At 61.5% G+C, this 25,559-nt stretch carries 28 protein-coding genes and 1 pseudogene; 15 read left to right on the top strand and 14 right to left on the bottom strand.

Features of this window, described 5'->3' with window-relative positions; translation table 11 throughout:
- From M1R55_RS04815 to M1R55_RS04830, 4 genes are all read right to left on the bottom strand, one after another.
- Window positions 1–2,787, bottom strand: a complete 2,787-nt coding sequence (locus M1R55_RS04815) for a DUF11 domain-containing protein (protein WP_249393578.1) — start codon at window positions 2,785–2,787, stop codon at window positions 1–3.
- A 130-nt stretch (window positions 2,788–2,917) separates the two neighbouring features.
- Window positions 2,918–5,116 carry a hypothetical protein gene (locus M1R55_RS04820; RefSeq protein ID WP_249393579.1) on the bottom strand — a complete coding sequence of 733 codons (2,199 nt, stop codon included), beginning with the start codon at window positions 5,114–5,116 and terminating at the stop codon, window positions 2,918–2,920.
- A gap of 63 nt (window positions 5,117–5,179) precedes the next feature.
- Complete coding sequence (locus tag M1R55_RS04825; protein WP_249393580.1) at window positions 5,180–5,674, bottom strand: hypothetical protein; 495 nt, start codon at window positions 5,672–5,674, stop codon at window positions 5,180–5,182.
- Window positions 5,675–6,524: 850 nt separating this feature from the next.
- The gene (locus tag M1R55_RS04830; protein ID WP_249393581.1) at window positions 6,525–6,695 is read right to left on the bottom strand and encodes a hypothetical protein; all 171 of its coding nucleotides are present in this window, start codon (window positions 6,693–6,695) and stop codon (window positions 6,525–6,527) included.
- A gap of 587 nt (window positions 6,696–7,282) precedes the next feature.
- Here M1R55_RS04830 and M1R55_RS04835 point away from each other — a divergent pair.
- The 7 genes and pseudogenes from M1R55_RS04835 to M1R55_RS04860 all read left to right on the top strand — a co-directional run bounded on the left by M1R55_RS04835 (window position 7,283) and on the right by M1R55_RS04860 (window position 10,703).
- A complete protein-coding gene (locus M1R55_RS04835; protein ID WP_249393582.1) occupies window positions 7,283–7,570 on the top strand; it encodes a transposase in 288 nt (95 codons plus the stop codon).
- A 2-nt stretch (window positions 7,571–7,572) separates the two neighbouring features.
- A complete protein-coding gene (locus tag M1R55_RS04840) occupies window positions 7,573–7,917 on the top strand; it encodes a hypothetical protein (RefSeq protein ID WP_249393583.1) in 345 nt (114 codons plus the stop codon).
- Between the two features lie 182 nt (window positions 7,918–8,099).
- Complete coding sequence (locus M1R55_RS04845; RefSeq protein WP_249393584.1) at window positions 8,100–9,044, top strand: IS110 family transposase; 945 nt, start codon at window positions 8,100–8,102, stop codon at window positions 9,042–9,044.
- A 7-nt stretch (window positions 9,045–9,051) separates the two neighbouring features.
- A complete protein-coding gene (locus M1R55_RS04850) occupies window positions 9,052–9,612 on the top strand; it encodes an integrase core domain-containing protein (RefSeq protein ID WP_249393585.1) in 561 nt (186 codons plus the stop codon).
- 177 nt (window positions 9,613–9,789) lie between these two features.
- Window positions 9,790–10,014: pseudogene (locus M1R55_RS32055) on the top strand (hypothetical protein); the annotation flags it as partial.
- Between the two features lie 107 nt (window positions 10,015–10,121).
- On the top strand, window positions 10,122–10,301 hold the full coding sequence (locus M1R55_RS04855) for a hypothetical protein (protein WP_249393586.1): 180 nt from the start codon (window positions 10,122–10,124) through the stop codon (window positions 10,299–10,301).
- Complete coding sequence (locus M1R55_RS04860; protein WP_249393587.1) at window positions 10,302–10,703, top strand: IS110 family transposase; 402 nt, start codon at window positions 10,302–10,304, stop codon at window positions 10,701–10,703.
- Here M1R55_RS04860 and M1R55_RS04865 read toward each other — a convergent pair.
- From M1R55_RS04865 to M1R55_RS04870, 3 genes are all read right to left on the bottom strand, one after another.
- On the bottom strand, window positions 10,684–10,908 hold the full coding sequence (locus M1R55_RS04865; RefSeq protein WP_249393588.1) for a hypothetical protein: 225 nt from the start codon (window positions 10,906–10,908) through the stop codon (window positions 10,684–10,686). The two genes, M1R55_RS04860 and M1R55_RS04865, sit on opposite strands and share 20 nt — an antisense overlap.
- A gap of 484 nt (window positions 10,909–11,392) precedes the next feature.
- Window positions 11,393–11,581: a transposase gene (locus tag M1R55_RS32060; protein ID WP_371827158.1), complete on the bottom strand. Its 189-nt coding sequence runs from the start codon at window positions 11,579–11,581 to the stop codon at window positions 11,393–11,395.
- A gap of 27 nt (window positions 11,582–11,608) precedes the next feature.
- On the bottom strand, window positions 11,609–11,863 hold the full coding sequence (locus tag M1R55_RS04870) for a hypothetical protein (protein WP_249393589.1): 255 nt from the start codon (window positions 11,861–11,863) through the stop codon (window positions 11,609–11,611).
- Between the two features lie 281 nt (window positions 11,864–12,144).
- Here M1R55_RS04870 and M1R55_RS04875 point away from each other — a divergent pair, with 281 nt between their 5' ends.
- A complete protein-coding gene (locus M1R55_RS04875) occupies window positions 12,145–13,065 on the top strand; it encodes an IS110 family transposase (RefSeq protein ID WP_249393590.1) in 921 nt (306 codons plus the stop codon).
- A 208-nt stretch (window positions 13,066–13,273) separates the two neighbouring features.
- Here M1R55_RS04875 and M1R55_RS04880 read toward each other — a convergent pair whose 3' ends face one another.
- Complete coding sequence (locus tag M1R55_RS04880; RefSeq protein ID WP_249393591.1) at window positions 13,274–13,393, bottom strand: winged helix-turn-helix domain-containing protein; 120 nt, start codon at window positions 13,391–13,393, stop codon at window positions 13,274–13,276.
- Between the two features lie 494 nt (window positions 13,394–13,887).
- Here M1R55_RS04880 and M1R55_RS04885 point away from each other — a divergent pair, with 494 nt between their 5' ends.
- Genes M1R55_RS04885 through M1R55_RS04895 form a run of 3 tightly spaced genes read left to right on the top strand, consistent with a single transcriptional unit; the run spans window position 13,888 to window position 16,208 of the window.
- Window positions 13,888–14,805: a DMT family transporter gene (locus M1R55_RS04885; protein ID WP_249393592.1), complete on the top strand. Its 918-nt coding sequence runs from the start codon at window positions 13,888–13,890 to the stop codon at window positions 14,803–14,805.
- A 26-nt stretch (window positions 14,806–14,831) separates the two neighbouring features.
- Window positions 14,832–15,719 (top strand): bifunctional 2-polyprenyl-6-hydroxyphenol methylase/3-demethylubiquinol 3-O-methyltransferase UbiG, encoded by an 888-nt coding sequence (locus M1R55_RS04890; protein WP_249393593.1) that lies wholly within the window; start codon window positions 14,832–14,834, stop codon window positions 15,717–15,719.
- A 54-nt stretch (window positions 15,720–15,773) separates the two neighbouring features.
- Window positions 15,774–16,208: a GNAT family N-acetyltransferase gene (locus tag M1R55_RS04895; protein WP_249393594.1), complete on the top strand. Its 435-nt coding sequence runs from the start codon at window positions 15,774–15,776 to the stop codon at window positions 16,206–16,208.
- Here M1R55_RS04895 and nrdR read toward each other — a convergent pair.
- From nrdR to M1R55_RS04920, 5 genes are all read right to left on the bottom strand, one after another.
- On the bottom strand, window positions 16,205–16,669 hold the full coding sequence (nrdR, locus tag M1R55_RS04900; RefSeq protein WP_249393595.1) for a transcriptional regulator NrdR: 465 nt from the start codon (window positions 16,667–16,669) through the stop codon (window positions 16,205–16,207). The two genes, M1R55_RS04895 and nrdR, sit on opposite strands and share 4 nt — an antisense overlap.
- Before the next feature lie 16 nt (window positions 16,670–16,685).
- Window positions 16,686–17,399 carry an SDR family NAD(P)-dependent oxidoreductase gene (locus tag M1R55_RS04905; protein ID WP_249393596.1) on the bottom strand — a complete coding sequence of 238 codons (714 nt, stop codon included), beginning with the start codon at window positions 17,397–17,399 and terminating at the stop codon, window positions 16,686–16,688.
- Window positions 17,400–17,491: 92 nt separating this feature from the next.
- Window positions 17,492–17,725, bottom strand: a complete 234-nt coding sequence (locus M1R55_RS04910) for a hypothetical protein (RefSeq protein WP_249393597.1) — start codon at window positions 17,723–17,725, stop codon at window positions 17,492–17,494.
- Between the two features lie 126 nt (window positions 17,726–17,851).
- Complete coding sequence (locus M1R55_RS04915) at window positions 17,852–18,568, bottom strand: NUDIX domain-containing protein (RefSeq protein WP_249393598.1); 717 nt, start codon at window positions 18,566–18,568, stop codon at window positions 17,852–17,854.
- On the bottom strand, window positions 18,568–21,384 hold the full coding sequence (locus M1R55_RS04920; RefSeq protein WP_371827159.1) for a replicative DNA helicase: 2,817 nt from the start codon (window positions 21,382–21,384) through the stop codon (window positions 18,568–18,570). The genes M1R55_RS04915 and M1R55_RS04920 overlap by 1 nt, the downstream gene beginning before the upstream one ends.
- A gap of 466 nt (window positions 21,385–21,850) precedes the next feature.
- On the opposite strand from M1R55_RS04920, the gene M1R55_RS04925 reads away from it, so the two are divergent.
- From M1R55_RS04925 to M1R55_RS04940, 4 genes are read left to right on the top strand one after another with little or no spacing between them, the layout of a single operon-like run.
- Entirely contained in the window at window positions 21,851–22,417 is a 567-nt protein-coding gene (locus M1R55_RS04925) for a DUF1802 family protein (RefSeq protein ID WP_249393600.1), read from the top strand.
- Window positions 22,418–22,425: 8 nt separating this feature from the next.
- Entirely contained in the window at window positions 22,426–23,199 is a 774-nt protein-coding gene (locus tag M1R55_RS04930) for a class I SAM-dependent methyltransferase (protein WP_249393601.1), read from the top strand.
- Complete coding sequence (locus M1R55_RS04935; RefSeq protein ID WP_249393602.1) at window positions 23,196–24,179, top strand: NAD(P)H-dependent glycerol-3-phosphate dehydrogenase; 984 nt, start codon at window positions 23,196–23,198, stop codon at window positions 24,177–24,179. The genes M1R55_RS04930 and M1R55_RS04935 overlap by 4 nt, the downstream gene beginning before the upstream one ends.
- The gene (locus M1R55_RS04940) at window positions 24,172–24,750 is read left to right on the top strand and encodes a phosphohydrolase (RefSeq protein ID WP_249393603.1); all 579 of its coding nucleotides are present in this window, start codon (window positions 24,172–24,174) and stop codon (window positions 24,748–24,750) included. Before M1R55_RS04935 ends, M1R55_RS04940 begins: the two co-directional genes overlap by 8 nt.
- Before the next feature lie 52 nt (window positions 24,751–24,802).
- Here the strand turns inward: M1R55_RS04940 and M1R55_RS04945 are convergent, their stop codons facing one another.
- Window positions 24,803–25,480 (bottom strand): V-type ATP synthase subunit D, encoded by a 678-nt coding sequence (locus M1R55_RS04945; protein WP_249393604.1) that lies wholly within the window; start codon window positions 25,478–25,480, stop codon window positions 24,803–24,805.
- Window positions 25,481–25,559: the final 79 nt, after the last annotated feature.

Raw genomic sequence — 25,559 nt, forward strand, 5'->3', positions numbered from 1 at the left:
TTAATACCTCCAGCTCAGTGACGGGTCGGTGGTGGCCGCGCGCGGCCCGCCGGTCCAGTCGAAGCGGTAGGTGAGATTCAGTTCACCGGCAGCCAAATTACCGCTGTAGGTATTACGACCTTCTTTCAGCGCGGCGCCGTCCGGGAGGGGGTCGAGCAGGGTCACGGCCTCCAGTGCACGCGGGGTCACCACGCGCAGGGTGACCATGTAACCGCCTGCCTCCCTGTACACCGCCTTCTCGACGCGTACGTCTCCCACGACCAGCACCGTGTCGCGCAGGGCGTCAATGTCGCCGCCCAGGGGCGCCAGCGGAAAGTCCACGCTGGTCAGGCCCCGCACGAACACCGTCTGGGTACCGCTCAGGCCGCCGTCCTGCGGAACGTGCAGCGGGGGAAACGGCGCTGAGGCCGGATCCAGACGCAGGGCGTGCGTGCCGTAAGGCACGTTGGGGAAGGAGTAGCGCCCGCCGGGATCGGTGAGCACCTGCCGCCCCCCAGCCAGCAAGACGCGCGCGCCCTGCACTGGAGTATCAAGCGGAGCATCGAACAGGCCGTTGCGGTTGCGGTCCACGAATACGGTGCCTACCAGGTCGGCGTTCGGCGAGAACTTCAGGGGGTTGAGCTTGGTTACGGCCGTGGCGCGGTTGCTGGCAATGGCGCGCGCTGCGCCGCCAGCACCGGTGCCCCGCACTTCCACGGTGTTGACAAGCTGACCGGTCGCTTCCGGGGTCACGCGGGTCTGGTAGCTGATGCTTACGGTGCGGCCGGCCGGCAGTTCGGGGACGGTCCAGCGCAGCGCGCCGCCCACGAGTTCGGGGTCGGCCAGCCGCTGGCCGCCCAGGGTGCTGGTGCCGGGAATGTAGTCCAAGCCCCGCGCCGGCGTATCGGTGACCACGGCATCGACAATCGCGGTGGTGGCCGACTGGTTGGTGATGTTCAGGGTGTAGGTCAGACGGTCGCCGAAGGTGGCTTCCAGGGCGCTGACCTCCTTGCGAATGAGCAGCTGGGCGGTCCAGACCGGCGTGAGCACCTCGTTACTGGGCACAGGCGCGCGCAGCTCGGTGCTGACCAGTCTGAAGATGTTGCGTAGGCTCTCGCCGTCCACTGCGCGGGTGGACACCTGGGTCACGGTGGTCAGGGTGCGCGTCTCGCCGGGGGCCAGAGTGCCCAGGGTCCAGGTCACCGTCTGGGCGCCGGCCTGACCACTGAGTACGCCACCGTCTGACGCCGACCGGAAGTCCACATGGGCCGGCAGAGGATCGCTGACCTCTACGTTCGTCAGAGGGCGGGCGTAGGGGTTGCGGACGGTCAGGGTATAGGTGATGGTGTCGCCGGCGGCCACCGTGCTGCCTTCTGGAACGGCGACGGTCTGCCCGCCTGTGCCCTGCGTGGTCGCCATGTAAGCCTTGCGCAGCTCGGGCAGGCCACCTTCGACCGAGGTCACCTGATCGCGGGTGGTGTTGCGGGTGCCGCGCTCCCCGGTAATGGTGATCAGCGCGTCCAGCGCACCGGCCTGCTGCGGCTCATAACACACGCGCACAAAGGCCGTCTGAGCGGGGTCCAGCAGCAGCGGCTGAGTCAGCGGCTGCCCGACCTCATTCTGAAACTCGGCGCGGGCTGCGCCCTGCGGGTAGGTCACGGTCAGGCGGAACGCGTCGCGCACGTCACCGGTGTTCTTGGCGGTGTGGTCAAAGCACACCAGCTGGCCGACCACAGCAAAAGGGGTGGTCTGGGTGTCGGCAGATGTGCCTTCGGGGACCTCGGGGACGCCCAGCGGGCCAATCGCCACACCGGGCAGATAGCGCACGTCGGCGCTGGCACTGCCGCTGACCTCGCGGCCACCGGTGCGCGCTGTGGCGGTGTTGAGAATCACGCGGCCCTCGGCCTGGGCACCCGCCAGCATGCGGAAGGTCAGGCTCAGCGCCGCGCCGGGGGCCAGGCTGGGTACGCGCACCCGCACGCCGCGCACCGGGGCCAGTTCCTGCTCGGTCCAGGTGACGCCGTCCTGGGTGTATTCCAGCGTGCCGAGGTTGGTGCGGGCGCTGCCGGCCACAAACTCCAGGCCCTGCGAGAGCTGATCGGTCAGCAGGTCGGTAAGGATCACTTCACGGCTTTCCCCCTGACCGCTGTTGCGGGTGCTGACGGTAACGGTGGTCTCGGTGCCGGGGCGCACCAGCGACGGGCTGAAGGACTTCTGCACGTCCAGCACGGGCGGCGGCCCCACCCGCACCAGACTCACGTTGTCGCTGTCGGCGCTCTGACCTCCGGCGCAACTGGCGATCAGGTTGACAAAGGCGTCACCCTGCGTCTCGCCCGTGTCGGCCACCAGCAACACACGCGCCGTCTGCTCCGCGCCCAGAGTCACGCTGCTGACCTCGGACTCGCCGGGATTCAGGGCGCCGTCCCCGTTCAGGTCGCGGTAGACGCTCAGGCGCGGCGCAAAGGCGCTGGCCGCCTCGGCGCGGGCGCCCAGGGGCAGCGTCGCCTCAGCGTTCCCTGCGTTCACGACTGTATAGGCGAATACGGCGCGCTCACCTGGCAGCACACTGACCGCCTGACCCGGCGCGCTGACGCTGCCGTTGGGCGTCACACTCACGGCGCACACCGCCTGCACAGCGGTCGAGACCACGTTGCTGATGCTTTCGCCCGGCGTACCGGGGGCGGGCGGGTCGAAGGTGGCGGTGGCCTGGTTGGTAATCACGGTACCGGCTGGTGTGCCGGCCGCGCCCGCCAGACCGCTCAGGGCCAGGAACGCAGTTAGCAGGCGGTGGGTGTGGGAACGGGTCACAAGGGTCTCCTGGATGGGGTGGGGGAACAAGCAGGGCTGAGGCCTTAAAAAGGGGTTCTGATGTTAGAAGGTCTGCTGTTAGAGAGCATGGCGCGCCCCACCAAAGCTGGAGGGCGCGCCGCGAGAGGATTTACTTGACAGTGACGGTGAAGTTCGTGGTCACGGTTTGGCTGGCCGACAGGACGTCGTCGCGGGTGATGTTGATGTCAGCGTTGGTGTCCACACCCACGTCCACGCGGATCACGGCGCTGGCAGCCAAGCCACCAGGCAGAGCGGTGCCGGTCTGCCAGGCGCCGCCGTTGAAGCGGTACAGCACTGTGCCGCCGGCCTGGGTCGTGCTGCTCGAAACGCCGGCGAAGGTGCCGTAGGTGAACACGTTGCCCTGTGCGCTGTTTTGCTCGGTCAGGATAAAGTTGCGCACATCGGTGTTGTAGGTGTTGGTGGCGATGATGCGGTACTCGACGGTGTCGGTGGGCTTGGCAGTGAGGCCCGTGGTCACGAAGGCGCCGCCGGGGTTGACAGTGGCGTTGCGCCCGCTCTTGGCCAGCGTAACAGTGGCGGCGGTGCTTAGCACCTGCACCACGTCGTTCGTGTCGCCACGGGAGATGGTGCTGTAGTTCCCGGTCGCCGACTGGCTCACGGTATACAGGCCAGCGCGGGTGTTAGCCGGCACGGTGACCAGAGCCACGACCTTGAATTCGGCGCCGGCGGCCAGAGGACCGGTGCTGGTGACCACGCTGCCCAGCGTGTCGGTGCCGCTGGTAAAGGTGCCGTCGTTGTTCACGTCAGTGTAGGTGTAGTATGTGGCCGTGACCGTGCTGGTCGAGGGCACGCCGGCGTTCAGCACCGTGAAGGGCACCGAGCCGCTCAGGGTGAAGGTATCGGTGTAACCGCCCGCGTTGAACACGTCCATCGGGAAGAAGGCCACGGTGTCGGCGGTGCCGGGGGTCACGGCGTCGGTTACCACTGGGCCAGCCGAGGTGCCCAGGGCCAGGGTGGAGTCACCGAACTGCAGGTCCGGCGTGAAGACAGTGTCGGTGCTGCTGGCGTTGGGCAGGATGTCGGCGTCGCTCAGCGAGTCAATACCGATTTCGACGTTGATCACCGGTACAGGACTGTTCACGCCGCCGGTATCAGGGTAGTTCACCTGTACCCGGAAGTTGCGGGTCTCACCGGCAGTCACGTTCTGCAGGGTGCCGTAGGCCACGCCGTTCACGGTCGTGGTGGGCAACGCGTTGCCAGCGGCGTCGAAGTAGGTCACTGTCACGCCAGCAGGCAGGTTGAGTGGGGGCAGCAGCAGGAAGGAGTCAGTCTGGGTGCCGCTGTTGGTGACCGAGTTGATGAAAGTCACGCGGTCATCGTTCACAAGCTCGGCGTCGGCCTTGGGGAAGGCCGACTGATTGTTGCCGTTGACGCCCACCAGCACCACGGCGCCGTTGCCACCGTTGGGGTTGGGGTCGTTGTAGGCGGGCAGTGTGCCGCCAGGGGTGACCTGAGCAGGAGGATCCTGACGGCCGTCGGTGTTGCCGCCGGGCGCGGGGGTCGTGCCACCGACGCCGTTAGCGTCGATGGGCGCCACACTCACTCCGGGGGTATACACGGTCGAACGGTTGAAGTTGTTGTTGTCCACCAGGGTACTGGTGACGCCGTTGTTGGTCACCGTGACGGTGCTGGTGTAGGTGTTGTTGCCGGAGTTCTGCGCGTCAGGAGTGTTGTCGAACAGACCGGTAGCCACCGGGTTGGCGCCGAAGCGCGTACCGGCGGTGGCCGCGTCAGGAATCTTATAACTCTGCACGATGGTAATGGCGGCGTTCGAGGCAATGGCCGGCGACTCGACCAGACCGTCGTTGTTGGAATCGGTCAGGGGCTGGAGCTCGCCAGCGTCAATGACGCCGTTGTTGTTGGTATCGGTGAAGGCGAAGTAGGTCAGGTTCTGAACGTCGCTGTTGGTGCGGTCTACGTTGAGGGCCGTGATATCGGGGTTGAACTGCACGACCACTGGGGTGTTGCCGGTGTTGGTGACCGTGTAGCGGAACTGCTGGACGCTGCCGGGCAGCACGCCGGCGCGGTCCAGCGTGGGATCAGGAGCGTCGGGGCTCGGCGCCGTGCCCGTATTGTTTGGCGTGACCGTAAAACTGGGCACGGGCAACACGGTCGTGGTCACCGGGTTGGACGTTGAGGTACCCGCCGTGTTGCCTGCAGCGCCCGTAGGGTCTTCAAAGGTGGCGGTAGCCACGTTGACGATCTCAATGCCGGCTTCGGTGGCGGCGCTGGCGGTACCCAGGGTCAGGGCGGCCATCAGGGAGAGCAGATAGGTGCTTTTTTTCATGGTGTTCCTCCGAACAGAATAGGGATGGAGTGGAGAGCGGACTGACAGTGCTTCCGAACTGCTTTATCTGACCTGGACGCGGTAGCCGAGTTTTAGTGGCTCGTTGGCCCGTAGTTCACTGATGAACCAACGTACGGCTGTGTATTCACTGGGCTTCACGTCCACGTCCTTCTGCACCGCCTTGCCGTTTTCAGTCACTGTGATCTTCTTTTTCAGTGGGGCCGGCGCGAATGTCTTGCCGCCATCAGCGGAGAACTCGGTGCGCACCGCAGTCATGCCCTGCTCAGGGGCCAGATACACCGTGCTCTTGGGGACAGGCAGCGTCACCGGCACGTTAAGCAGGGTTTTGGCAGCCGTACTGCGAACTGTGACGACCTGACTGAGTACCGAGCCGGGCAACACGTTGCCGGGATTGGCCTTGAACACTTCGGTGGCTTTACCATCCACAGTGACGCGCTCTACCGAGCTGAGCATGAGACTGAGGCTGACGGGCGAAGCTGCCTGTGCAGATGCTAACCCAGCAGTCAGCAGCAGTGCACTTAGTAGGCGGTGAGGCATCGAATTCTCCTGAAAGTTTTCATGAAGGGCGGAAGCGGGCGAGGGCGAGCCGGGCGGTTCAGCGAGTTCTCTAAACGTTCGAACACAACTTCTTACACCTTAGTGTTCCGCCTCTTGCTCATGACTTACAGATGGATTCCCCGATAATCTGCGTGTCAGCGGCGGTGCCCAAGGTCAGCTAAGCTATCAGCGAAAGAACCCGGAAGGGCTGATGCGTAATAAAACTCCTTAGTAGTTTGGACGCTAGGATTTCGGGGGGACCTGAACTGGGCTGTCTCCCCTGCTCGGCTACGGTCGGGCGACTGATCGGACGCTGCCTGATCCCGTCCCCGGGTTTAAGGCAAACTTAATCTAATTTCAATTCCATAACGGGAACCTTACAAAAATGAGCGAATATGAGAGAGTGTTCTCCGTAAACCTCAAGAGAACATTTTCCAGCCATATCCCAGACATGCTGTCCTAGACGGGTGATTTAAGATTGACTCTTATCAGATTTGTGAAGTGTACCTTCTAGGCCTACCGGTTCATCAGAAATTGAGACGGGCCTTGAAATAAAAAAGTGTGAGTCGCAGCTCTTACTAATTCGACCTAGTCTGCAAGAGGGGACGAAAAACGAGCTGCCAACCGACCTTGAGGGCGATTCGAGGGCTGGTTCGAGAGCATTTTCGCCCGCTGGACGGCTCAGGGTGAACCTGAGCCGTCAGACAGGAGAAGGCCGTCCGGACCCCGACTCAGCGCGGACTGAACCGCACGCAGCCCACTCTTGAGAGAACTCAGTGCCTGCTGCCAGTGGGGACCGACGAAACTCCGATCCCTACGCCGCACGGTCTGAAGCCTTTGACACGAGTAGCTAGGTCGCGACGGTCAGGACCAACATTAGCTGTTCCAGGCTGGATGCGTCCGGGAGTTGGGAAGTGTTCAGACCGAACAGGCTGCTTTTGTCGTCCAGAAAGCTTTCATCAAACTGAAAGTTCTCGCCGTATTTAGCAAAGGCTTTGGTGCCGCTCACTTCATCACTCACCACCTGCCACTGTGTTCTGTGTTGAGCAGAGCTGTGGGAAGCTGGCTTGTCATTCCATCTCGAGCCATCAAGCCTCACCACCGATACAGCCTCCCTCTCGGGAGGTGTGGGTATGCTCAGCCCGGGGTTAAACCCTGGCTTTCCACCCACTCCCTCCTCTATAGCGTTTCATCTCCAAGAGGAAACCTTACAAATACCTTTCAAAATCTGGCCGGCTGCCTTGGACGGGTAGACAATTGGTAGAGAGTCTGGCCCTGTTGCCGAAGTGGTTTGAGAATCAACAGCCCGTAGTTCATCGCCTGACTTACACCTGTCCGATGGGTCAGCGGAACCTGAAAGAGGGGCAACCTTTATCAGCCCTCTGATACTGGGAGGCACAGAACAGATACATCCAGGGCACGCTGACCCTGGACAACATATGCTCGGTATTCCAAGCCTTCTTCCTCTTGTCTGTATAACAGGGGTGGATGGGGTGTTGCCCTCCTGTTGTCTGCCGCCATGGCCTTGTTAGGAACTGGTAATGCTCCAGCAATGACTTCCAGAACCTGACCCTTGTGAAGCGAGGGACGAGCACACTGGAGAGCATCATGGGGAAACAACGGAAAACCTGGACGACCGACGTCAAAGAAGCCATGGTCCTGAGCGTCTTGCGTGGAGAGTTGGGCGTGGCGGAAGCGGCCCGACAGCATGATGTCCATGAAAGCCTGATCCACAGTTGGAAAGCTCAATTCTTGGAGGCGGGCCGTGCCCGCCTCGCGGGAGATCGTCCGGATCAAGGTGTGAGTATGTTAGAGCGGGAGAACGACCGACTGAAGCGCATTGTGGCGGAGAAGGAATTGGAGCTTGATATTGCGCGAAAAGTGCGGCGGCTCTGACGATGATTGATACGATCGTCCTCCGGCAGAGCCATCCCCAGATCAGCTTGCGGCGCTTCGCCCAATACGCCGAAATCCCGTATGGGCGACTTCGCGACGATCAGCACAGCGCACCGGTGCGCTGTGCGCGCCAACAGCATCGGGATGAACTGTACGAGCAAGTGCGCCAGACCGCGTTGTTACACCCAAATTCGGGCTACCGGCTGCTGTACCAGGAATTGAAAGCTCAAGGCCAAGCCATCGGATTGCACCAGATTCGAGTGGCGCTCGGTGAACTGCAACTCCATCCTCCGCAGCCTCGGAAAATAAGACACCCTTCTCCCAAAGTGTCTGTATGTCAACAATAAGGTGAGGAGAGAGCGTCGCCCTCAAAGTGTCTGCGCTTGTCGCTTGGACTGGAATGGCGCGTTCTCTTTCTCAACGGCACCACACCGCTGCTCTTCGCTTGATACCAGGCTGCCTGCGGGCCCCATCCAGAACAGACCTGCGCGGGTGGGGGTTCGGCGCCACACATCTACTGGAGGACGCCATGATCATTCTTGGACTTGATCCCCACCCCACGACCCATACCGCCGTCGCTCTCGATTCGCGTGGACTGGGACTGGACAGCCTGAGCGTCCAGAACGACGCCGAAGGCCTGAATCAGTTGTGTGCTTGGTCTGCTCGTTTTGAACTGCACTGCTGGGCCATTGAAGGTGCAGGCAACCGGTACGTGGCTCCCCTGCTGGCCCTGCTCTTTGCCAATGATCAGTCGGTGTCTCACATCCACCCCAGCCTGACCCGTCAGTACCGTGCGCGTCGCGGCAAGAAAAAGAACGACCTGGTCGATGCCGAGAACGTCGCTCGGGTGCTGCTGGCCAACCCGCAACTCCCGCCCGACCAGCTCAGCGAGCAGCGTACCCGGTTGCAGGAATTGTCCCGCACGCGGGACAAGCTGGCTCAGCAGCGCAAAGCGAACCAGATGATGCTCGAAGCGCTCCCAGATACCATGGCTGCCTCGCTGAGCACCGCCCTGCAGGCGGTGCTGACTTCTCTCGAAGCAGCATGGAAAGAGCGGGAACACGCCATGGCGACCCTGGTCGCTCAAGTGGCCCCCACCCTGTTGACCTTGCAGGGGATCGGCGTGGTGCTGGCCGGCACCGTACTGGCCGAAATGGGTGACATCCAGCGGTTTGAAAACGTCCATCACTTTGCCAGTGACTGCGGCGCTGCCCCCGTGGAGCGGGGCAGCGGAAAGAACACACGCTGGTGCGTGAACGTCGGTGGCCACCGACAGCTCAACCCTGTGCTCCACCTGATGGCCTTGACCCGGCGACGCTGTGACGAACGCACCAAAACATTTGTGGCCAAGAAGGAGCAGGAGGGAAAAACAAAACGGGCGGCCCTTCGAGCACTCAAGACGCACCTGGCCCGCGAGCTGTACCGAACCTTGCACGCCTGTCACCTGGGCAGCCCCATCCCTGCCCCTTCATAGGATCTTTTTGAGTCTTTTCCCCGCCGACTTGACATACCAGGTTCCAGTCCTCAGGACTGGCCCGAAGGCCGCCGGGTACAGATCGACGCGGGCGCGCCTCTCCCTCCCGGACGGCGTCTGCTGGATCTACTTCGTGCTGGACGTTCTTTCACGGGTGGTCTTGGCCAGCCGGGTGGTGCGGAGCTTATCCATGCACCTCGCCAAGCTCACGCTTGACGAAGCGGTCGCTGTCCTGCGGGCCGAGGGCCACCCGGACACCCTCCTCGTGCAGAGTGACGGTGGCAGCGACTTCACGGGTGAGGTCTTTCAACAGGGCTGTTTGAAGTACGGCCGCTGGGTGCGCTCAAAAGTCTCCCAGCCCGGCGGCACCGGAATCTTGGAGAGACTCAACAGAACCTACAAATATCAATTTGCTTTCCGTCACGACTGGCAGACGATGGCTGAAGTTCGTACGGCCATGCCCGAGTTTCACCGCTGGTACAACCACCAGCGCCGTCACTCGGCGCTGGGCTACGCCACGCCTTGGTCTACACTCACCTCATCGGCGAACGCTCGCAACGCCGCTTGAAGAATTTCTTGGAGCATTACCACTGCACACCACCATCCTCAGCTGGATCCGCTGCGTCGCCAGATACCAGGCTGCCTTGGGGCCCAATTTGACAGAGCTGCGCGCGGCTCATCCCGCTTGAATTTGGAGGTTGGGCTGATCACAGTCGGACTTGATCCCCATCCTGACAGTCACACCGTGGCTGCCCTTGACGAGCAGGGCACTCCGTTAGCATCTCTGACGGTTGCGAACACCGCTGAAGGTCTCGCGCAGCTGCAGATGTTCGCGCTACCGTATCCGTGTCGGCAATGGGAGATCGAAGGTGCGGCGAACCGCTTCATCATGGCGTTTGTCAGCCAACTCCTGGCGGGTCACGAACCAGTGACCCACATTCCTGCAACGTTAACAAGCCGGTACCGGGCTCGAAAGGGCCGTAAGAAGAACGACGTCGTTGATGTACAAAACGCCGCTCGAGCGCTCATCGCCAATCCGGAGTTACCGAAGTTTGCGTTGGGGGCACAGCAACGTGCATGCAGGAGCTCACCCCCGCTCAGCGCAAGCTCTCTCAAGAACACCAGGCACACAAGGCGACATTGGCATCGCTGGTGGCCACGTCCTCTGTGCGCCCCATCTTGGAAACGGTGATGAAGACCCCCCTAGAGCAGCTGAAGGTGCTCGAGAAGCAACTCAAGGCGGTCCTGACCTCCTGAATGCCGAGCTTGCTCGAGGTTCAAGGGATTGGGCCTGTCGTGGCAGAGATCGTGTTGGGTGAAACAGGGAGGATTGAGCGCTTCAAAAATAAATGTCATTGTGCGAGCGACTGCGGAGCCGCACCTGTTGAGCGGGGGAGCGGTCAGACCACTCGAATGCAGCTCAACACCGGTGGGAATCGGCGCCTCAACTGGGCGCTGCACATCGTGGCGATTGTGCGGTTGCGACAGGATGAGCGCACCAAAGCATTTCTCGCCAAACTGAAGGCTGCTGGCAAAAATCAACGGACTTCACGGCGCATTCTCAGAACCCATAGTGCACGGGAACTGTTTCCTGTATTGCGTCAAGCGGCGTCCGCGACGACGACTCCCGCGCTGAGAATCAACGCGGACGCCGCTTGACAGGCTTATACCAAGTTCCCAACATCACGACAAAGGTTTCCTCGTCGGCGAGCGCCAGTGCTTGAGCTTGGCCCAGCCAGTCCACACGATCTGCCGACCTGCCCAAACGGCCATCCGGAGTAATCAACCAGTGCCCCACCCAATCGATGTCGCTGTCTCCCTCAGTGAGCGCGTTGCTCCAACCCAACACGTAGCAGTTATTCAAATAAAATGCTGACGAGTCGTCAGGTAACAGGCCCGGCGGCACTCCCCGAGCCGCTTGGGCGATGTGCCTGACCCCATAGGGGCGCCTACCAAACAGCGGTCCACTGTGAAATTCACTGGGGACGTAAAGGTAGGTCAGCAAACGCCAGCGGACGTCCAGGGTCAACTCAATGACTTCTGGCGGCCGTGCCTGAGCATCAGAGCGAGGATGATCGTTCGTCAATCCTAGAAAACGTTGCCGGGCAGCCCTGGGACAGGAAGAGGTTTTGCAGGCCCACTTGGAAGTCATGGCCGAGCCCGTGTGGGTCTGCACTGCAACGTCAGTGTCGCGGACAACGTCCTGCGAGTAAAGGGGCCGTCGAGCATGAGATACACGCCTGGGAAACCCACTGTAATGCGCGGTTGGTCCACGTGAACTGGCAATTCGCAACACCAGCGGCTCGGGAAACTCGGACGGTACTATCTAAGTATGCCGCATCTAACATCTAGATAAACTTCGCTTGAAGTATCTTTAGCCCGCTGAGAAGTGCAGCACGGAGTTCAGCAACCGAGTTATAACAGCGGCGAGGCATGAGGAGGCCCTTGAGCTTGCGCCAGACCTCCTCAATGAGGTTGAGAAAGGGCGCGTAGGGTGGAAGATAGCGAAGGTACAGGCCCTGTTTCTCCCATCCCACAGTCTTTTCCTTGAGTTTCGCTCCCTTTCACAAGGGAGCGATGTCCAACACGACGACCGTCAGCTGGTCAGGACGACAGTTGCCTGCCAGCGTGTCCAAATAAGCGATGACCTGATCCCCATTGCACGTGCCTTCCAGTTCGCGAACTTCCAGCTGTTCTGCGCAGTTGTGCAGGCTGTAGCTACCGATGAGATTGATCCGTCCAGAGGATCCCCACCGAGTGGGGATCTCAAATTGTTGCCCAGAGCCTCGCCTAAACCACGTCGCCCCCACCGATAACATCAGAGAGGCCAGTCTGGTCGAGATATTTGAGGGTCAATTTACCGTCCAGTGCCCCGTTTTGTGTGTTGGGCCAGATCCGTCACACTACGGATGGTCAGGTCCATTCCAGGTCGCCAAACCAGGCCCTTTTTATGGCCCACCAAGGCCGCACGCTAGATCTGGCCGACCTGGGCTCTTTCTCTGCAACGCTGAACCCTATCCGAGGCCGAAGAGCCTGCACCACAAGAACAGTGCCGAGAAAGTCGTGCCTGACACGCTTTGCCCATCTCAGGAGGTGCAGCATGTTGGTGCTGGGGATTGACGTCGGAAAACGAGAGCTCTTCGTTCAGCTGCAAGATGCCTCAGGAGGCTGGCTGGGTCAACGCGGCCCCGTGGCGAACACACCCGCCGGACTTCAACAGTTAAGCCATTGGATCTCGACGTTCGCGCCACCCGAGCAGGTTCAGGTCGTGATGGAGGCGACCAATGTCTACTGGGAGCGCTGTGCACATCATTTTCAAGCGCTCGGGTGTGTCGTGAGTGTGGTCAACCCAGCGCAGATCAAATATTTTGCGCGTTCTGTGCTGCGTCGGGGCAAAACCGACGCGATGGATGCGGAGCTGATCGCGCGGTATGGCGTCGTGATGCATCCGGGCCGCTGGACGCCACCCAGCAGAGCTTTAAACGATCTGAAGCAGCTCACTCGAGAACGGCTTCCCGTTCTCGTGCGCCGGACTCAGGAGCACAATTATCTGCAAGCGTTGCAAGACGCTCATTACGCTTCAGAGACCGGGGTGAAGCTGGCCCAGCAGCGGTTAGATCTCGTGATGGAGCAACTTGTGGAGATTGAAGCGGCGATGCATGCGCTGATTCATGCCGATGAAACATTGTCGCAGCAACTGAAGTTGCTGCTGAGTGTGCCGGGGTTTGCCTTCGTGTCTGCAGCAACGATGTTGGCGGAGACCGTGGGATTTGCCCAGCTCGAGACCAGGCGGGAGATTTCTGCGGCCGCAGGCCTGGCTCCCTCTCCACACCAGTCGGGAACCAAGCGTGGCCGAGGAAGTATTTCCAAAACCGGCAACGCCCGTTTGCGGCGGATCGCGTATCTCTCGGCCTTGGGGGAGCAAGGTCACACAGCCGAATGCGAACCTACTATCGCCATTTGCGGGATACCGGCAAGCCAGCCAAAGTGGCTTTGGTCGCGCTGGGACGCAAACTCTTGATCACTGGGTTGGCGGTGGTGAAATCTGGGCAACCTTACCAGGATGACTTTTGTCGTGCTCAAGACGGAACTGGTCCAACACCGACAACCACCCATCCAAAGCCTTGACAACCCATCAGTGACACCCTATCTAGCGTGTCGAGCGCGGCCCGATGTGTTTCAGCGACTGCAGGATCGAGTGTCTGCGCGGGTGAATATCGGGCGCGTTTTCAGCTGTACTCCAGGCGTTGCAGGTAATTGGCCAATGCACGAGGTCGAATCATGACCCCGAACTGCTGTGCGAGGGCCTCGCACAGCAGTGGAGCGTTCCAGAAGCGCTGCTCTCGCATTTCTCCGTGAGAAACTGCTCCATCTCGGGTGTGACTTTCGAAGGCTGTCCGGGTGGACACTCGTCGGCCAATCCGAGAATGCCGCGCTCCTCGAAACGGGTAAAATCGTGGTGGATGACCTGATGGTTCGGCCAAAATGCCTGGAGAGCTGGGGAATGCTCCAGCCCTGTCGGTGCAGTCGGAGGATGCTCGCCCGCAGGCGAACCTTCGGGTGCGTATGTGGACTGGTCTCCAGTTCCCGAAGCAACTCATCAGCGTCTTCAGAAATCTCAATGCGGCGGGCAGGACGGGCCATGCTTAAGTCTACATATTAAATACGTTGTACTTAGCACGAGAGTAGCTCCAGACATGCTTGTGGTTGTCTACCAGGCGGAGTCCGTGTAACAACACTCTACCTGCTGTGTTCGGCTCCTCCTGTATGCACAACGCAGGCAGCAGAGCCAAACCTCTGTTCTTCTGTGTCGCCGGCGCCACTGCGCGTAGAATCTCCGGTGATGTCTTCTCACACGCGCGGTGTCCTCCTGCTGATTCTGGTTACAGCCCTGTGGGGCAGCACCTTTGCGGTGGTCAAAACCCTGGGCGAGGTGCTTGACCCCAGCGTGCTGATCGCGTGGCGCTTTCTCATTGCAACGGTTGCTTTGGCCCCCGCTCTGCTGCTGTACCGTCCGGCGGCGCAGGTGGTCCACAACAGCTTTGACGGTTCCAGCCTTGCCAAAGACGGCTTCATCCTGGGCTTGTGGCTGATCGCCGGATACGGCACACAGACCATTGCGCTGCAAACCACCGGGGCAAATCGGGCAGCGTTTTTTACGGCCCTCAGCGTAATTCTGGTTCCGGTCTGGCTCACCTTTGCCCAGCGCCGCCCGTTGCCGCTGACACTGTGGGGGGCATTGCCGCTGGCGGTGCTGGGGCTGGGGCTCCTGTCTTGGGAAGGAGGAGCATTGGTGGTGGGCGACCTGTGGGCGCTGGGCTGCGCCGTCACCTACGCCGGATTTATCGTCACGTTAGAACGGCTGGCGCACCGGCACGCTGCCCTGCCGTTTACGATGGCCCAGTTGATCACTGTGACGGTGGTAGCGTGGCTGTGGGCCGCCATTGCCGCGCCCGACGCACTCTGGCCCCCAAGAGAGGCTTGGGCTCCCCTTCTGTATCTGGGCATCGCCGCCACCGCTGTGACGACCCTGCTGCAAACAGTGGGCCAACGCCACGTCAGTGCCGCTGAAGCCAGCCTGATTTATGCGCTGGAACCAGTGACTGCCACTGCGTTCAGTTATGTACTGATCAACGAACGTGTGGGACTACGCGGCGCACTCGGCGGGCTGCTGGTGGTGGTGGCAACGGTACTGAGCCAGCGGGCGGGCAACACTCCCCATGCCGAAACGCCGACGCCCACTGCACAGGCCGACACCTGATGGAGTTGGTTTTCACCTCAGAGCCGATGAGTGTAATCTTGCCTGCTCTGCGCCGCGCTTTGGCCGAAGCAGGCCGCGTGACCTTCAGCGTGCCCGACCCTGGGCTGGGGCTGGGCCTTTATGTAGGTGAAGCCACGAATGCAGGGCTGCACCGTCCACTGAACGTGTGGGTCGACTTGGCCGACCTGCTGGGCGCACACCTGCACACGCCCGAAGCTGTGGGCGCTGGGCGAATCCGGCTGACCTTGCAGCGGTACGCGCCTGCCCCGGCTCCAGATGCGGCGGGCTACGGCACAGCGGGCGAGTGGGCGCGGGTAAACAAGCTGGAAGACCCGGTGTTTCTGGCAACATTCATAGAAGCCCTGCGCCGCGTCAATCCGCCCGTTGGGGGCCGCGTGCTGGCGCTGGGCGTGAACGCAGGCCACGAGTTGGATGCCTTGGCGCTGGCCTTTCCCGACCGGACAGTTGAGGTCTTGGGCATAGACCTAGACCAGAGCGCCCTCGCTGCTGCCCACGCACGGCATCCAAGCTTCAGCTTCCGCGTGCTGGACGTGAATACGCTGCCTTTGCCCGAACTGGGAAGCTTTGATCTGGTGCTGGCCCTCAGCCTGCTGCAAAGCCCCGGCGTCGTGCCACACGATCTGCTGCGGGCCATTCGCCGCCACCACCTGACCCCCACGGGCGGCCTGATCTTAGGGTTTCCCAATGCCCGCTACCTGGACGGCCACCTCAGCTACGGCGCACGCATGAAAAACTACGCCCGCCCCGATCTGAGCCTGCTGTGTACCGATGTGACGCAGGCCCGCCGCCAATTGCAGAAGCACGGTTTCAAGGTCTTCGTGACTGGAAAATATGAAGTGCTGGTCACGGCGATCCCAGCGGGCATAGAGACGCCGACAGGGTTAGAGTTCTAACACTGACCAGATGGCACAGAGGTCATGCCCACCGAACAGGACAAAATAGTCGGTATGACCTTTACCGTTGCCGCGAAGTCCGCGCCTCTGCCTGAACTGTTGGCCCTCTACGCCTCAGTGGGTTCGACCGCCTACACCAGAGACCCAGCAGCCTTGGAATGGGCCGTCAGGCAATCGGGCTTCGTGTGGACAACGCGGGAGGAAGGCGGCCCCTTGCTTGGGCTGGTGCGCGGCGTCACCGATGACGTGAGCATCCTGTTTGTGCAGGACATTCTGGTGCACCCAAACGCACAGCGCCGGGGGATAGTCCGTGCCCTGATGAGCGCCGTATTGGAACGCTACGCCCATGTGCGCCAAATGGCTCTGCTGACCGATGACGGCCCGGAGCAACTGGCCTTTTACGGGGCCTTGGGTTTTCACAACACCCGTGAACTGGTCAAGACGCCCACCAACGCGTTTTACCGTACCCTCAACGTGGATCTGACCTAGCCCGTCCCGCCGCCTTCTTCCTTATCTTTCAATCCCTGAATTTCTTCGATAAACCTCTCCAGGCTGTCGAATTCGCGGTACACGCTGGCAAACCGGATGTAGGCCACGCCGTCCAGCGGGCGCAGGAAGGTCATGGCCCGCCGCCCGATCTCGGTGCTGGGGATCTCTCCGATTTGCACATCGTCTTCAAAGCCGTAGGCAAAGGCCCGCAGCACATCCGGGTTCACAGGGCGCTTTTCGGTGGCGAGGGTCAGGCCGCGCAAGAGCTTGTCGGGGTTAAACGCCTCGCGGGGGCCGCTGCGCTTGACCACCATCAGTGGCTCCAGCTGAGCGCGTTCGTAGGTGGTAAAGCGCCGGGCACAGCTGAGACACTCGCGGCGGCGGCGAATGCTGGCCCCGTCGTCGCTGGGGCGAGAATTGACGACTTTACTGTCGGGCGCAGAGCAGTAGGGACACTTCATTGCCTGAATCCACTCATCAGAAGGGCTGCGGTTCCATGACGCGCAGCTTGGGAATGGGAGCCAGCGGTACATCGATGATATTGCCGCGCAGATGGCCCAGAGCGGGCGTCGCCAGCGCCATCACGCTTTCGGCCACCGGGCGGTCTAGGGCTTCTTCCCCGGAACTGGCGCGGCCCGGCAAGATCATATTGATCCGCAAATCCTCGGTGTAGGCATTCTCCACGAGGCCCCGAATCGCGCCGCGCTGGGGATGGACTTGCAGGCCCGTGTCATCCAGATGCGGCCCGATGATGGTCAGCCACGCTCCGGGCAGGCGGCGGCGCAAAATCTGGGCAATCGCCACGCTGCTCTTTACGTTGCAGTTGAACAGATCCATCCACTCGCCCTCGGTCAGCATCGTAAAGTTGCTGTGGGCGCGTTTGTCGGCTAGGTGAACAATGCCGTGCAGCGAACCGAAAATATCCAGAATGCGGTTCTGGGCGCTGAGCCAATCCAGCGGCACATCTACGTCGGCCTTGATGGGAATGGCCGTGCCGCCCGCATGTTCCAGCGTGCTGGCCGCCGATGCCAGCGTTTCGCTGTTGCCGCCGATGAGGACGATGCTGGCTCCTGCCTGAGCCAATGCCCCGCTGATAGCCCGCCCGTAGCCCTGATCCGCGCTCGTGACCGCAATGACCTGACCGGCCAACGGGTGCGGCGGCTTGGCCTGCAAATCTGTGGGGCGCGTCATGAGGCGCTTAGCATAGCGGATTGCTACGGGGCGCGGCTGGAAGGCGAACCACCTCGTTGCTCTGCAACGCCCCCCAGATGGAGGGAAACTGCTTACCCCGCTTGAGGCAACGGCTTGAACGCCCGCGCAGGTGGATCACTGGCGCGGTGGCCGACGTTGCAGGCATGGCACCAATACGCCTGATCGCCGTCGCGCAGGTCATGCAGAGTCAGGGGTTGGCCGCATTTTGGGCAGACATGTGCATAGCCGCGCCCACTGACGGGCAAACTCGCCGGGAGAGATTCCAGCTCGTCTTCCCCCAAATCCTTACGTAATACACGCTTCATATTCTGATAGTAACAGATTTAAATGCAGGAAGTGATGAGTGGATTGTGGTCACTGAGAAGGGCAAAAACTCTGATTCCACCCGTGTTTCCCCACTGACTCTTCACTACTCACCACTCACCGCTTTTCTACAAATCTACTTCGTCGCCGTCGTCCGTCATGTCAAATTGCGAGCCGCTGGGCAGGCCTTCACCCACGCGCCGCCGCTTCCGGAGCATGGCGGGTTCTTTGTCCAGATTGAACACGAAATGGCGGGGCCGACGCTCGCGCAGCCACGTCTCCAGGGCCAGCAGGCGGGGCCGGAAGCGGATAAATTCGCGCAGTTGCCGGATCGGAATAAAGCGGGCTTCCTGCACGTCGCGGTCTGGGTCACGCGGCTCCAGCTTGCCGCCCACCTCGCGGCCTGTGTAGAAAAATTGCAGGTGGTGGCCCCACGTTTGCGCCTGAAATTCCACGATGAAGGCGAGATCGCGCAGTTCCACGATCAGGCCCGTTTCCTCAAAGGTTTCACGGCGTGCGCCTTCCTGAATCAGTTCGCCCGCCTCCAGGCCGCCCTTGGGTAAACTCCACCGCCCGCGCTCACGCACCAACAAAATCTCGTCGCCGCGCATGATGATGCAGCCCACGCCAATTCGCGGTTCGGCCAGTGGGCGCTTTTGGCCGCGTTTGTTGGGCACGGCGGGAATGGGCGCGGCGGTGGCGTTGGATACCTGACCGGGCCGCAACTGCCCCGACTGTTGCAAGTTGGCCGAGCCACTGCCGCCGTCGGGCGCTTTGGGGGTACGTCTGCGTCTGCGCCGTCTGCCCGCGCCCTGTCCTGCTGCTTTTACTGCTTCTTCTGGCATTACACACCCTCCGGCGCAAGGTCATTAAACCGGACATGTGCGCTATGAAACTGCAACTTGACCGTTCCCACTGGCCCGTTGCGCTGCTTGCCAATAATAATTTCGGCAATGCCTTGTTGATCCGTCTCTTTGTTGTAATACTCGTCGCGGTAAATGAACATCACGATGTCGGCGTCTTGCTCAATGGCCCCGGAATTATGACTGATCAGGCCGTCGGCCAACCAGGAGGCGGGGCCGGGCACGGTCAGGTCGTAGACCACTTCGCTCCCCGCTGGCATGATGCTGATGACTTCATCCCAAAACAGGTCACTCTGCGCCCATTCGCGCAGTGTGTCATCCGAAAGGTGGGCGGCGTAATCGAGTAATACGGCCCGCGACGGCGCGAAGCGGAAGTGAGATGAACCGCCGTAAGCCGTACCCCGCGCCGCTGCCATCGCCCGCTGAGACACGCCCTGCTGGGCCATCAATGTTTTGACGCGTGCAAAGGCTTCCTTCGGCAGGGTATCGACGTTAGTATTAGCCGTTTGAGATTCCAGCAGCGCCCACAGCGCCTCGCCCGGTGCCACACACGGCCCGAATGTTCCCACGCCGTTCAGGAAGGCCAGCTGTGCTTCTGCCCCCAAGACATCCACATTCCAGAGCAGAGACAAGGTGGGGGAAGCCGTTTGAACCACCGATTTGACGCGGGCCACAATGTCGAAGCGTAGCAGCAGGGCAGCCACATCTCGCGCCAAGCCCTCGCTACAGGTGGCGAAATACACCCGGCTGCTTCCGCCCTTTTCACGCACATGAATGCAGCCGTCGGTGGCCCACAGATGGCGCAGCAAGGCCGCCACTACGGGAAGCGGTTGGGTGAACAGAACGGCTGGAATGCGTTTTTGCTGCGAACGCTGACCGAAGATGCCCAAGCCCTTGAGCCACGCCCCCATGCCCGCCGCGTGCCAGCGGTTGCCGTTACCCGCGATTACGAGTTGATGCCAGTTGCCCCGGCCCGCGTGCCGAGAGACGGTGGAGCCGAAGCTTTCGGCCACGCGGCGCACCAGTTCGCTGTTCTCTTCTGAAGCGGTGGTGTAGCGCAGGGGCTGACCCTTCAGAAAACTGCCGTCTCCAATCAGTTGGCCTAGTAAGGCCGCATGGTCTTCGGGCCACACTGTTGGGGTGGTAGCTGTTTCAGTGGGGGCGGGTTCGGGCACGCGCCGCGCCAAAGCCACCCGGTCTCCGAGCTGCACTTCGCCCAGCGTGACCCAGCCGCCCAAACGGTAGACCCGGTGGCCTGCGGTGGCCCGCAAACGCCGCCCACTGCGGGTCAGCACTTCCAGCACCGGACGTTCCCCTACTTCCCACACCAGATCGCTGGCCGCCGCCACGATCCGGCCATCTTCGGCCATCGCCAGGACTTCCGGCGTCTGGCCCACCAGTTCCCGAATAGGCAGGCGGCGGCCATCGGCCAGCATGACCAGCGTGTCACCCGTGACGCATTCGCGCAAGTCAGACAGCATCGGCCTATGGTTGGGCCTCTGCTCTACAGCGCGGCTGAGCTGACTGAGTACCATGATCGGTACTTCCAGTTCACGGGCCAATCCCTTCAGGCCACGCGAAATCGTGCTGATTTCCTGCTGTCTGTTGTCGCTGCCGCCGTTGCTTTTGCCGCCCGACATGAGTTGCAGGTAATCGATGACGACCAGCCCCAACTGTCCGTGCTGTGCAGAAATCCGGCGCAACTTGCTTCTCAGGCCGTTGAGGGTCAAATCGGGTTCATCGTCGATGATCATCGGCGCTTCCGCGAGTCGCCCTGCGGCGTGGGCCAGGCGCTCAAAGTCGCGCTCGTTCAGTTGCCCGCTGCGGATGCGGTTCATGTCTACCCGTGCCTCACTGCACAGCATTCGCAGGGCCAGCTGTACGGCAGGCATTTCCAGACTGAATACAGCCACCGATTTCTCACCACGTAGGGCCACATTCTGGGCGATAGAGAGCGCGAAGGCAGTTTTTCCCATGCTCGGCCTTGCTGCCAGCACGTTCAGACTGCCCTTCTGCAAGCCGCTGATCTGCTCGTCTAAGTCGCGGAAGCCGCTGCTCACGCCGTCTGGAATGCCCTTATTGGCGTGCAGCAACGTGATGTATTCGAAGGTGTTGTGTACCACTTCGCCCATTGCCTGAAATGCCTCGCCCTTCTTCTTCTGCTCGGCCACCTCGAAAATCATCTTTTCGGCGCGGTCAAGCAGGTCTTCCAGGGGCAGTTGCGCGTCGTAGGCCAGTTGCATGGCCTTTCCCGACGCACTGATCAGCATTCTCAGGGTGTGTTTCTCCTGCACGATCCGGGCGTAATGCTCGGCGTAGGCGGCAGTCGGCACCTGATCCGACAGGCCAATTAAATAGGTCAGGCCGCCCACATCGTCCAGCGCGCCCTTGCTTCGCAGATGCTCGGACAGCGTGACCAGATCAACAGGCTCGCCCTTTTCTTGCAGCATCCGCATGGCCGCAAAAATCTTGCGGTGGCCTTCGCGGTAAAACATTTCGGGCGACACCGTATCGCCCAGTTGGGCCAAGGTATCGTTATCGAGCAGAATGCTGCCCAGCACGCTAATTTCGGCGTCATTGCTGTGCGGCGGGACACGTGGCGTGAGTTCCATGCAGTGGCCTCTCCTTTGGGCAGCAGCCAACGGAACGCGGCCCCGACAATGCGGAAGCAGCGGCGTGGCGCGTGCCGGGTCAACAATTGGGATGGGTAAAGCGGGGTGGGTGCAGGAAAAACCGCGCCCATTCAGCCGGGGCTGCCCCCATACGGGGAACGCCCAAGCGGAACTGCCGTGCATCATACCACCGCTTTGGCCCTAGCCCCTGACGGGTGCAAGACATAAGGCAGCACCCCCAGCGCAACAACTGACCAACAAGGTAAGGACTTGCACCTTCACCTAAAAGAAGTATTAGAAGCTTAACTCTAGGCGGCCAAACAGGTAGAGGCGGGAGACACCTGAAACTGCCACTGCCATTCGCAGCCAACTAGACTCATCCATTCCTTAGCTAGGCGGGCCTGCATTGTCTCAAGTGATCGTTATATACGCTGGTGGACTCGCTGGCAAAAGCCCCCTGATTATCACCACTGCTAAATAACCTTACGATTTCACTTGTCGCCCTTGTTGCCCAGAGGGACGGTTCTTTATTACTCACCCTACAACAACAATTCCCCATCCAAACCCCTTCCCCAAGGAGGCGGCCAAGCGTTTGCCTCTGCCATGTTTGCCATGCAAAATCGGCCCTCTCTGTCTGCGCTACCCTTTGCCCATGTCCTCCCTCACCCCAGCCCTCAAAGAATGGGACACCCAAGCCCAAGCCCTCAGTCTGGGCCAAACCGCGCTGCTGATCCGCAAGGGCGGCATTATGGAAACGCACGACGGCTTTGAAGTTGAGCACAGTTCGTTCCTGCTCTATCCCACCTTCCTGCACCAGAACCCAGCCGAACTGCGGCCCGAATTTGCGCTCCTGCTGCGAGACGATCCGCAACCCGGCGCAATTGTCTTGCCAGCGTTGGCCGAAGTGATAGGCGTCTGGAAGGTAGAGCAGGAAGCGCAGGCGCGGGCCTTGGCCGACTTGCAAGCGCTGACTGCCGACGCCATTTCGCGTCGGTTTGCCTACCGGGGCCGCCCTTGGGTTCATGCGCTGCTGCTGCGGGTGCGCCCGCTGAGTGCGCCGCTGGTACTCCCCGAAACGCCGCAAATGTTGGGCTGTGTCAGTTGGGTGCCGCTGGGAGAAGTGACGGTAGACGCGGGGCCTCCTGTGTTGGATGAGGGAGAGCTGGCAGGCTTGCAGAGCGAAATAGAGGCGCGGCTAGCAGAGACAGCCCAGCTATAGTAACCCCTATGCAGCACTCCCCTTTTACCGCGTTGGCCGCCGTGTACGACGCGATTATGGCCGATGTGGAATATGACCACTGGGCCGATTTCGTGCTGACGTATGCCCGTGATGGTGGCCTGAACGCCGCGCCGGACACCCAACTCAGCGCCCTGGATCTGGCGTGCGGCACAGGCGGCTTTACCCGCGAGTTGCAGGCAGCGGGCCTGAGCGTGACTGGGCTGGACGGCAGCTCCGAAATGCTGCGTGTGGCGCGGCAACGGCTGCCCAGCATCCCCTTTGAAGTGGGCGACTTGCGGAGCTTTGAACTGGGCAAGCAATTTGACCTGATCACCTGTGTCTTCGACAGCTTGAACAACTTGCTTGACCCTGCCGATTTGGGCGCGGCCTTTCGGCAGGCGCAGGGGCATCTGCGGGCAGGCGGGCTGTTGGCCTGCGACCTGAACACCAGAATCGGCGTGCGGGAACTGTGGGAAGACAACACCATAGAGGGTTTGGCGCACACCGAAGATGGCCGTGAGGTGCATTACCACTGGTCTCATCATCATGACGTGGAAGCCGATGTGGGCGTGGTGCAGGCGTTTTGCCGGGTGCTCAACAGCGACGGCACCACCGAGGAATTTATAGAAACCCACCGGGAACGCGGCTACGACCCAGCCGATCTAGAGACGCTGCTTGGCGCGGCAGGCTTTGACCGCTGGGAAGTGGTGGAATACCCCGACTTTGCCCCGCCCACGCCCGAAACGCCGCGTGTGTGGGTGTTTGCCTGGGCAGGCGCATGAGCGGCCTGACTGTGCCGGGTTTAACTGTACTGGGCGCTGGGGGCTGGGGCACAGCATTGGCGGTGAACGGCGCACGCGCTGAGCAGCCCGTCACCCTCTGGGCCAGACGCCCCGATTTTGCCGCCCGCCTGGCCGAGGTGCGCGAAAACCGGGAATATCTGCCGGGCAGCTTGCTGCCCGAATCGGTGCGCCTGACCTCTGATCTAGCGGAAGCGGTGGCGGGCGCAGAGTGGGCTTTGGTGGTGGTTCCCAGCGTGGGCGTGCCCGATTTGCTGGCCGACTTGCCCCGCACTCTGGGCGTGGTGCTGTGTGCCAAAGGCCTAGCGCCAGATGGTGGACGCCTGACTGACTTGGCCCGCAAGTTGGGCTTTGCACGGGTGGCCGTGCTGAGTGGCCCCAACCACGCCGAGGAAGTGGGCCGGGGCTTACCCGCCGCGACGGTGGTTGCCAGCACCGACGAACCTTTGGCCCTCGCCGCGCAAATGGCCCTGATGACGCCCAGCCTGCGCGTGTATACCAGCACCGATGAGGTGGGCGTAGAACTCGGGGGCGTACTGAAAAACGTGATCGCTTTGGCCGCTGGCCTGGGTGACGGTCTGCAACTGGGTGACAATGCCAAAGCCACCCTGATCACACGTGGCCTGAGGGAAATGGGCCGCTACTTACTGTCTCAGGGCGCACAGGAAGAGACGGTGTACGGCCTGAGCGGATTGGGCGATTTGGTCGCTACCGCCACCAGCGCGCACAGCCGCAACCGCGCCGCCGGGGAAGCGATGGCACGCGGTCAGACTCCGGCGCAGGGGGGAAAAGTGGTGGAAGGCCTCCGCACCGCAGGACTGCTGGACGCCTGGGCCACCGCACACGGCCACGACCTGCCGATTGTGCGGGCCGTCGCACGTGTCGCCAGCGGAGAATGGACGCCCGTTGTGGGCCTGCGCCACCTGATGGAACGGGACGCCAAGGCCGAGCATGATGAATGACGCTGCTCCGATGGACGCCGCTTTGCTGGCCACTGCCGAAGCCTTTGCCCTCCCCTATTACGCCGAGGCCCACCGCGCCTACCACAACGCTGAGCATGTGCGGGCCGTGCTGCACGCGCTGGACAGTAGGCAAGTGCTGACTCCTGTGCTGGCGTTAGCCGTGTGGGGCCATGACCTGATTTACGATCCCCGAAAACACGACAACGAACAACGCAGCGCCGATGTATTTGATGGCTGGTTGACGCAACAGGGCGCACCCGCTGATCTGGGCGCCGACATCCACGCCCTGATTTTGGCGACCCGCCACGCTGAGCCCGCCACCACACGCGCTGAAGCCCTGTTGATAGACGCTGACCTCAGCATTCTGGGAGCCGATGCCGAAGCTTTTGCTGCCTACGACGCCGCCATTCGCCGGGAATATGGACACGTACCGGGGCTGCTGTACCGTGTGGGCCGCAAAAAAATCTTGCGCGGCTTCTTGGAGCGGGAGCGGATATTTACGACGCCTGAATTTGCGGGGCTAGAGGCGCAGGCGCGGGTGAATCTGGCGGGGACGATAGCGAAACTTTAGCAGCCAACAAAAAAACCGCCCCCCTGCGGGGACGGCTTTTGCTGTGCTGGACTCAGTCGGCGGCGGTGCCGTGACTGCCTGCCGCTGCGGTGGCGGCTTTTTCCAGTTCTTTTTCGCGTTCCAGCTTCGCCTTGATTTTCTTCAGACGGAAGCTTTCTTCACGTTCGCGCTGATCGAGGACGCCGCGCACAAAACGGATGTCGTCCTGAATGCCGGGAATGACCACTTGCTCTAGGGCGTTGACCCGGCGCGAGGTCTTTTTAATCTCCTCGCCGATGCGCCGCAACTTGGTTTCGGTGGCGGCCACCTTTACGATGGCTTCCATCACGCCGCCAAAGTCGCCTGCGGCCTGAATGGTGCGTGCGCCGACGTTGATCGGGCTGAAGTTCACGCCAGTAGGACGGGCGGGCACCTCGATCTTAGGCACTTTCACGCCGTAAATGCTCTGAATTTCCATCTGAACGGTGTATTCACCGCCCGTCGCCAAGCTCAGGCTTTCCACGGCTTCGGGACTGTCCCATGCTTTGGCCCCAAACAGGCTGGTATACGCGCCCTTGCTCACGCCGCTCAGTTGCTCACGGGCGGCCAGCGCGTCTTTCACCAGAGCAAAAAACTCTCCGATGAGGGCGTCACGCTTACGCTTCAGCAGGTCTGCACCGCTAGAGGCCGTTTTCAGGCTAGCCTTGCTGGCGAGCAGGGCGCTGCGGGTGGGGCTGATCTGTCCTGCCATATAGATTCACCTCCTTCGTCGCTCAAATCGTAGAGCGTGGATCGTGGTCAACACTAGTCTACGATCCACGTTCTAGCCT

Origin of the sequence: Deinococcus sp. QL22 (genome assembly GCF_023370075.1) — a bacterium.
Taxonomy (GTDB): Bacteria; Deinococcota; Deinococci; order Deinococcales; family Deinococcaceae; genus Deinococcus.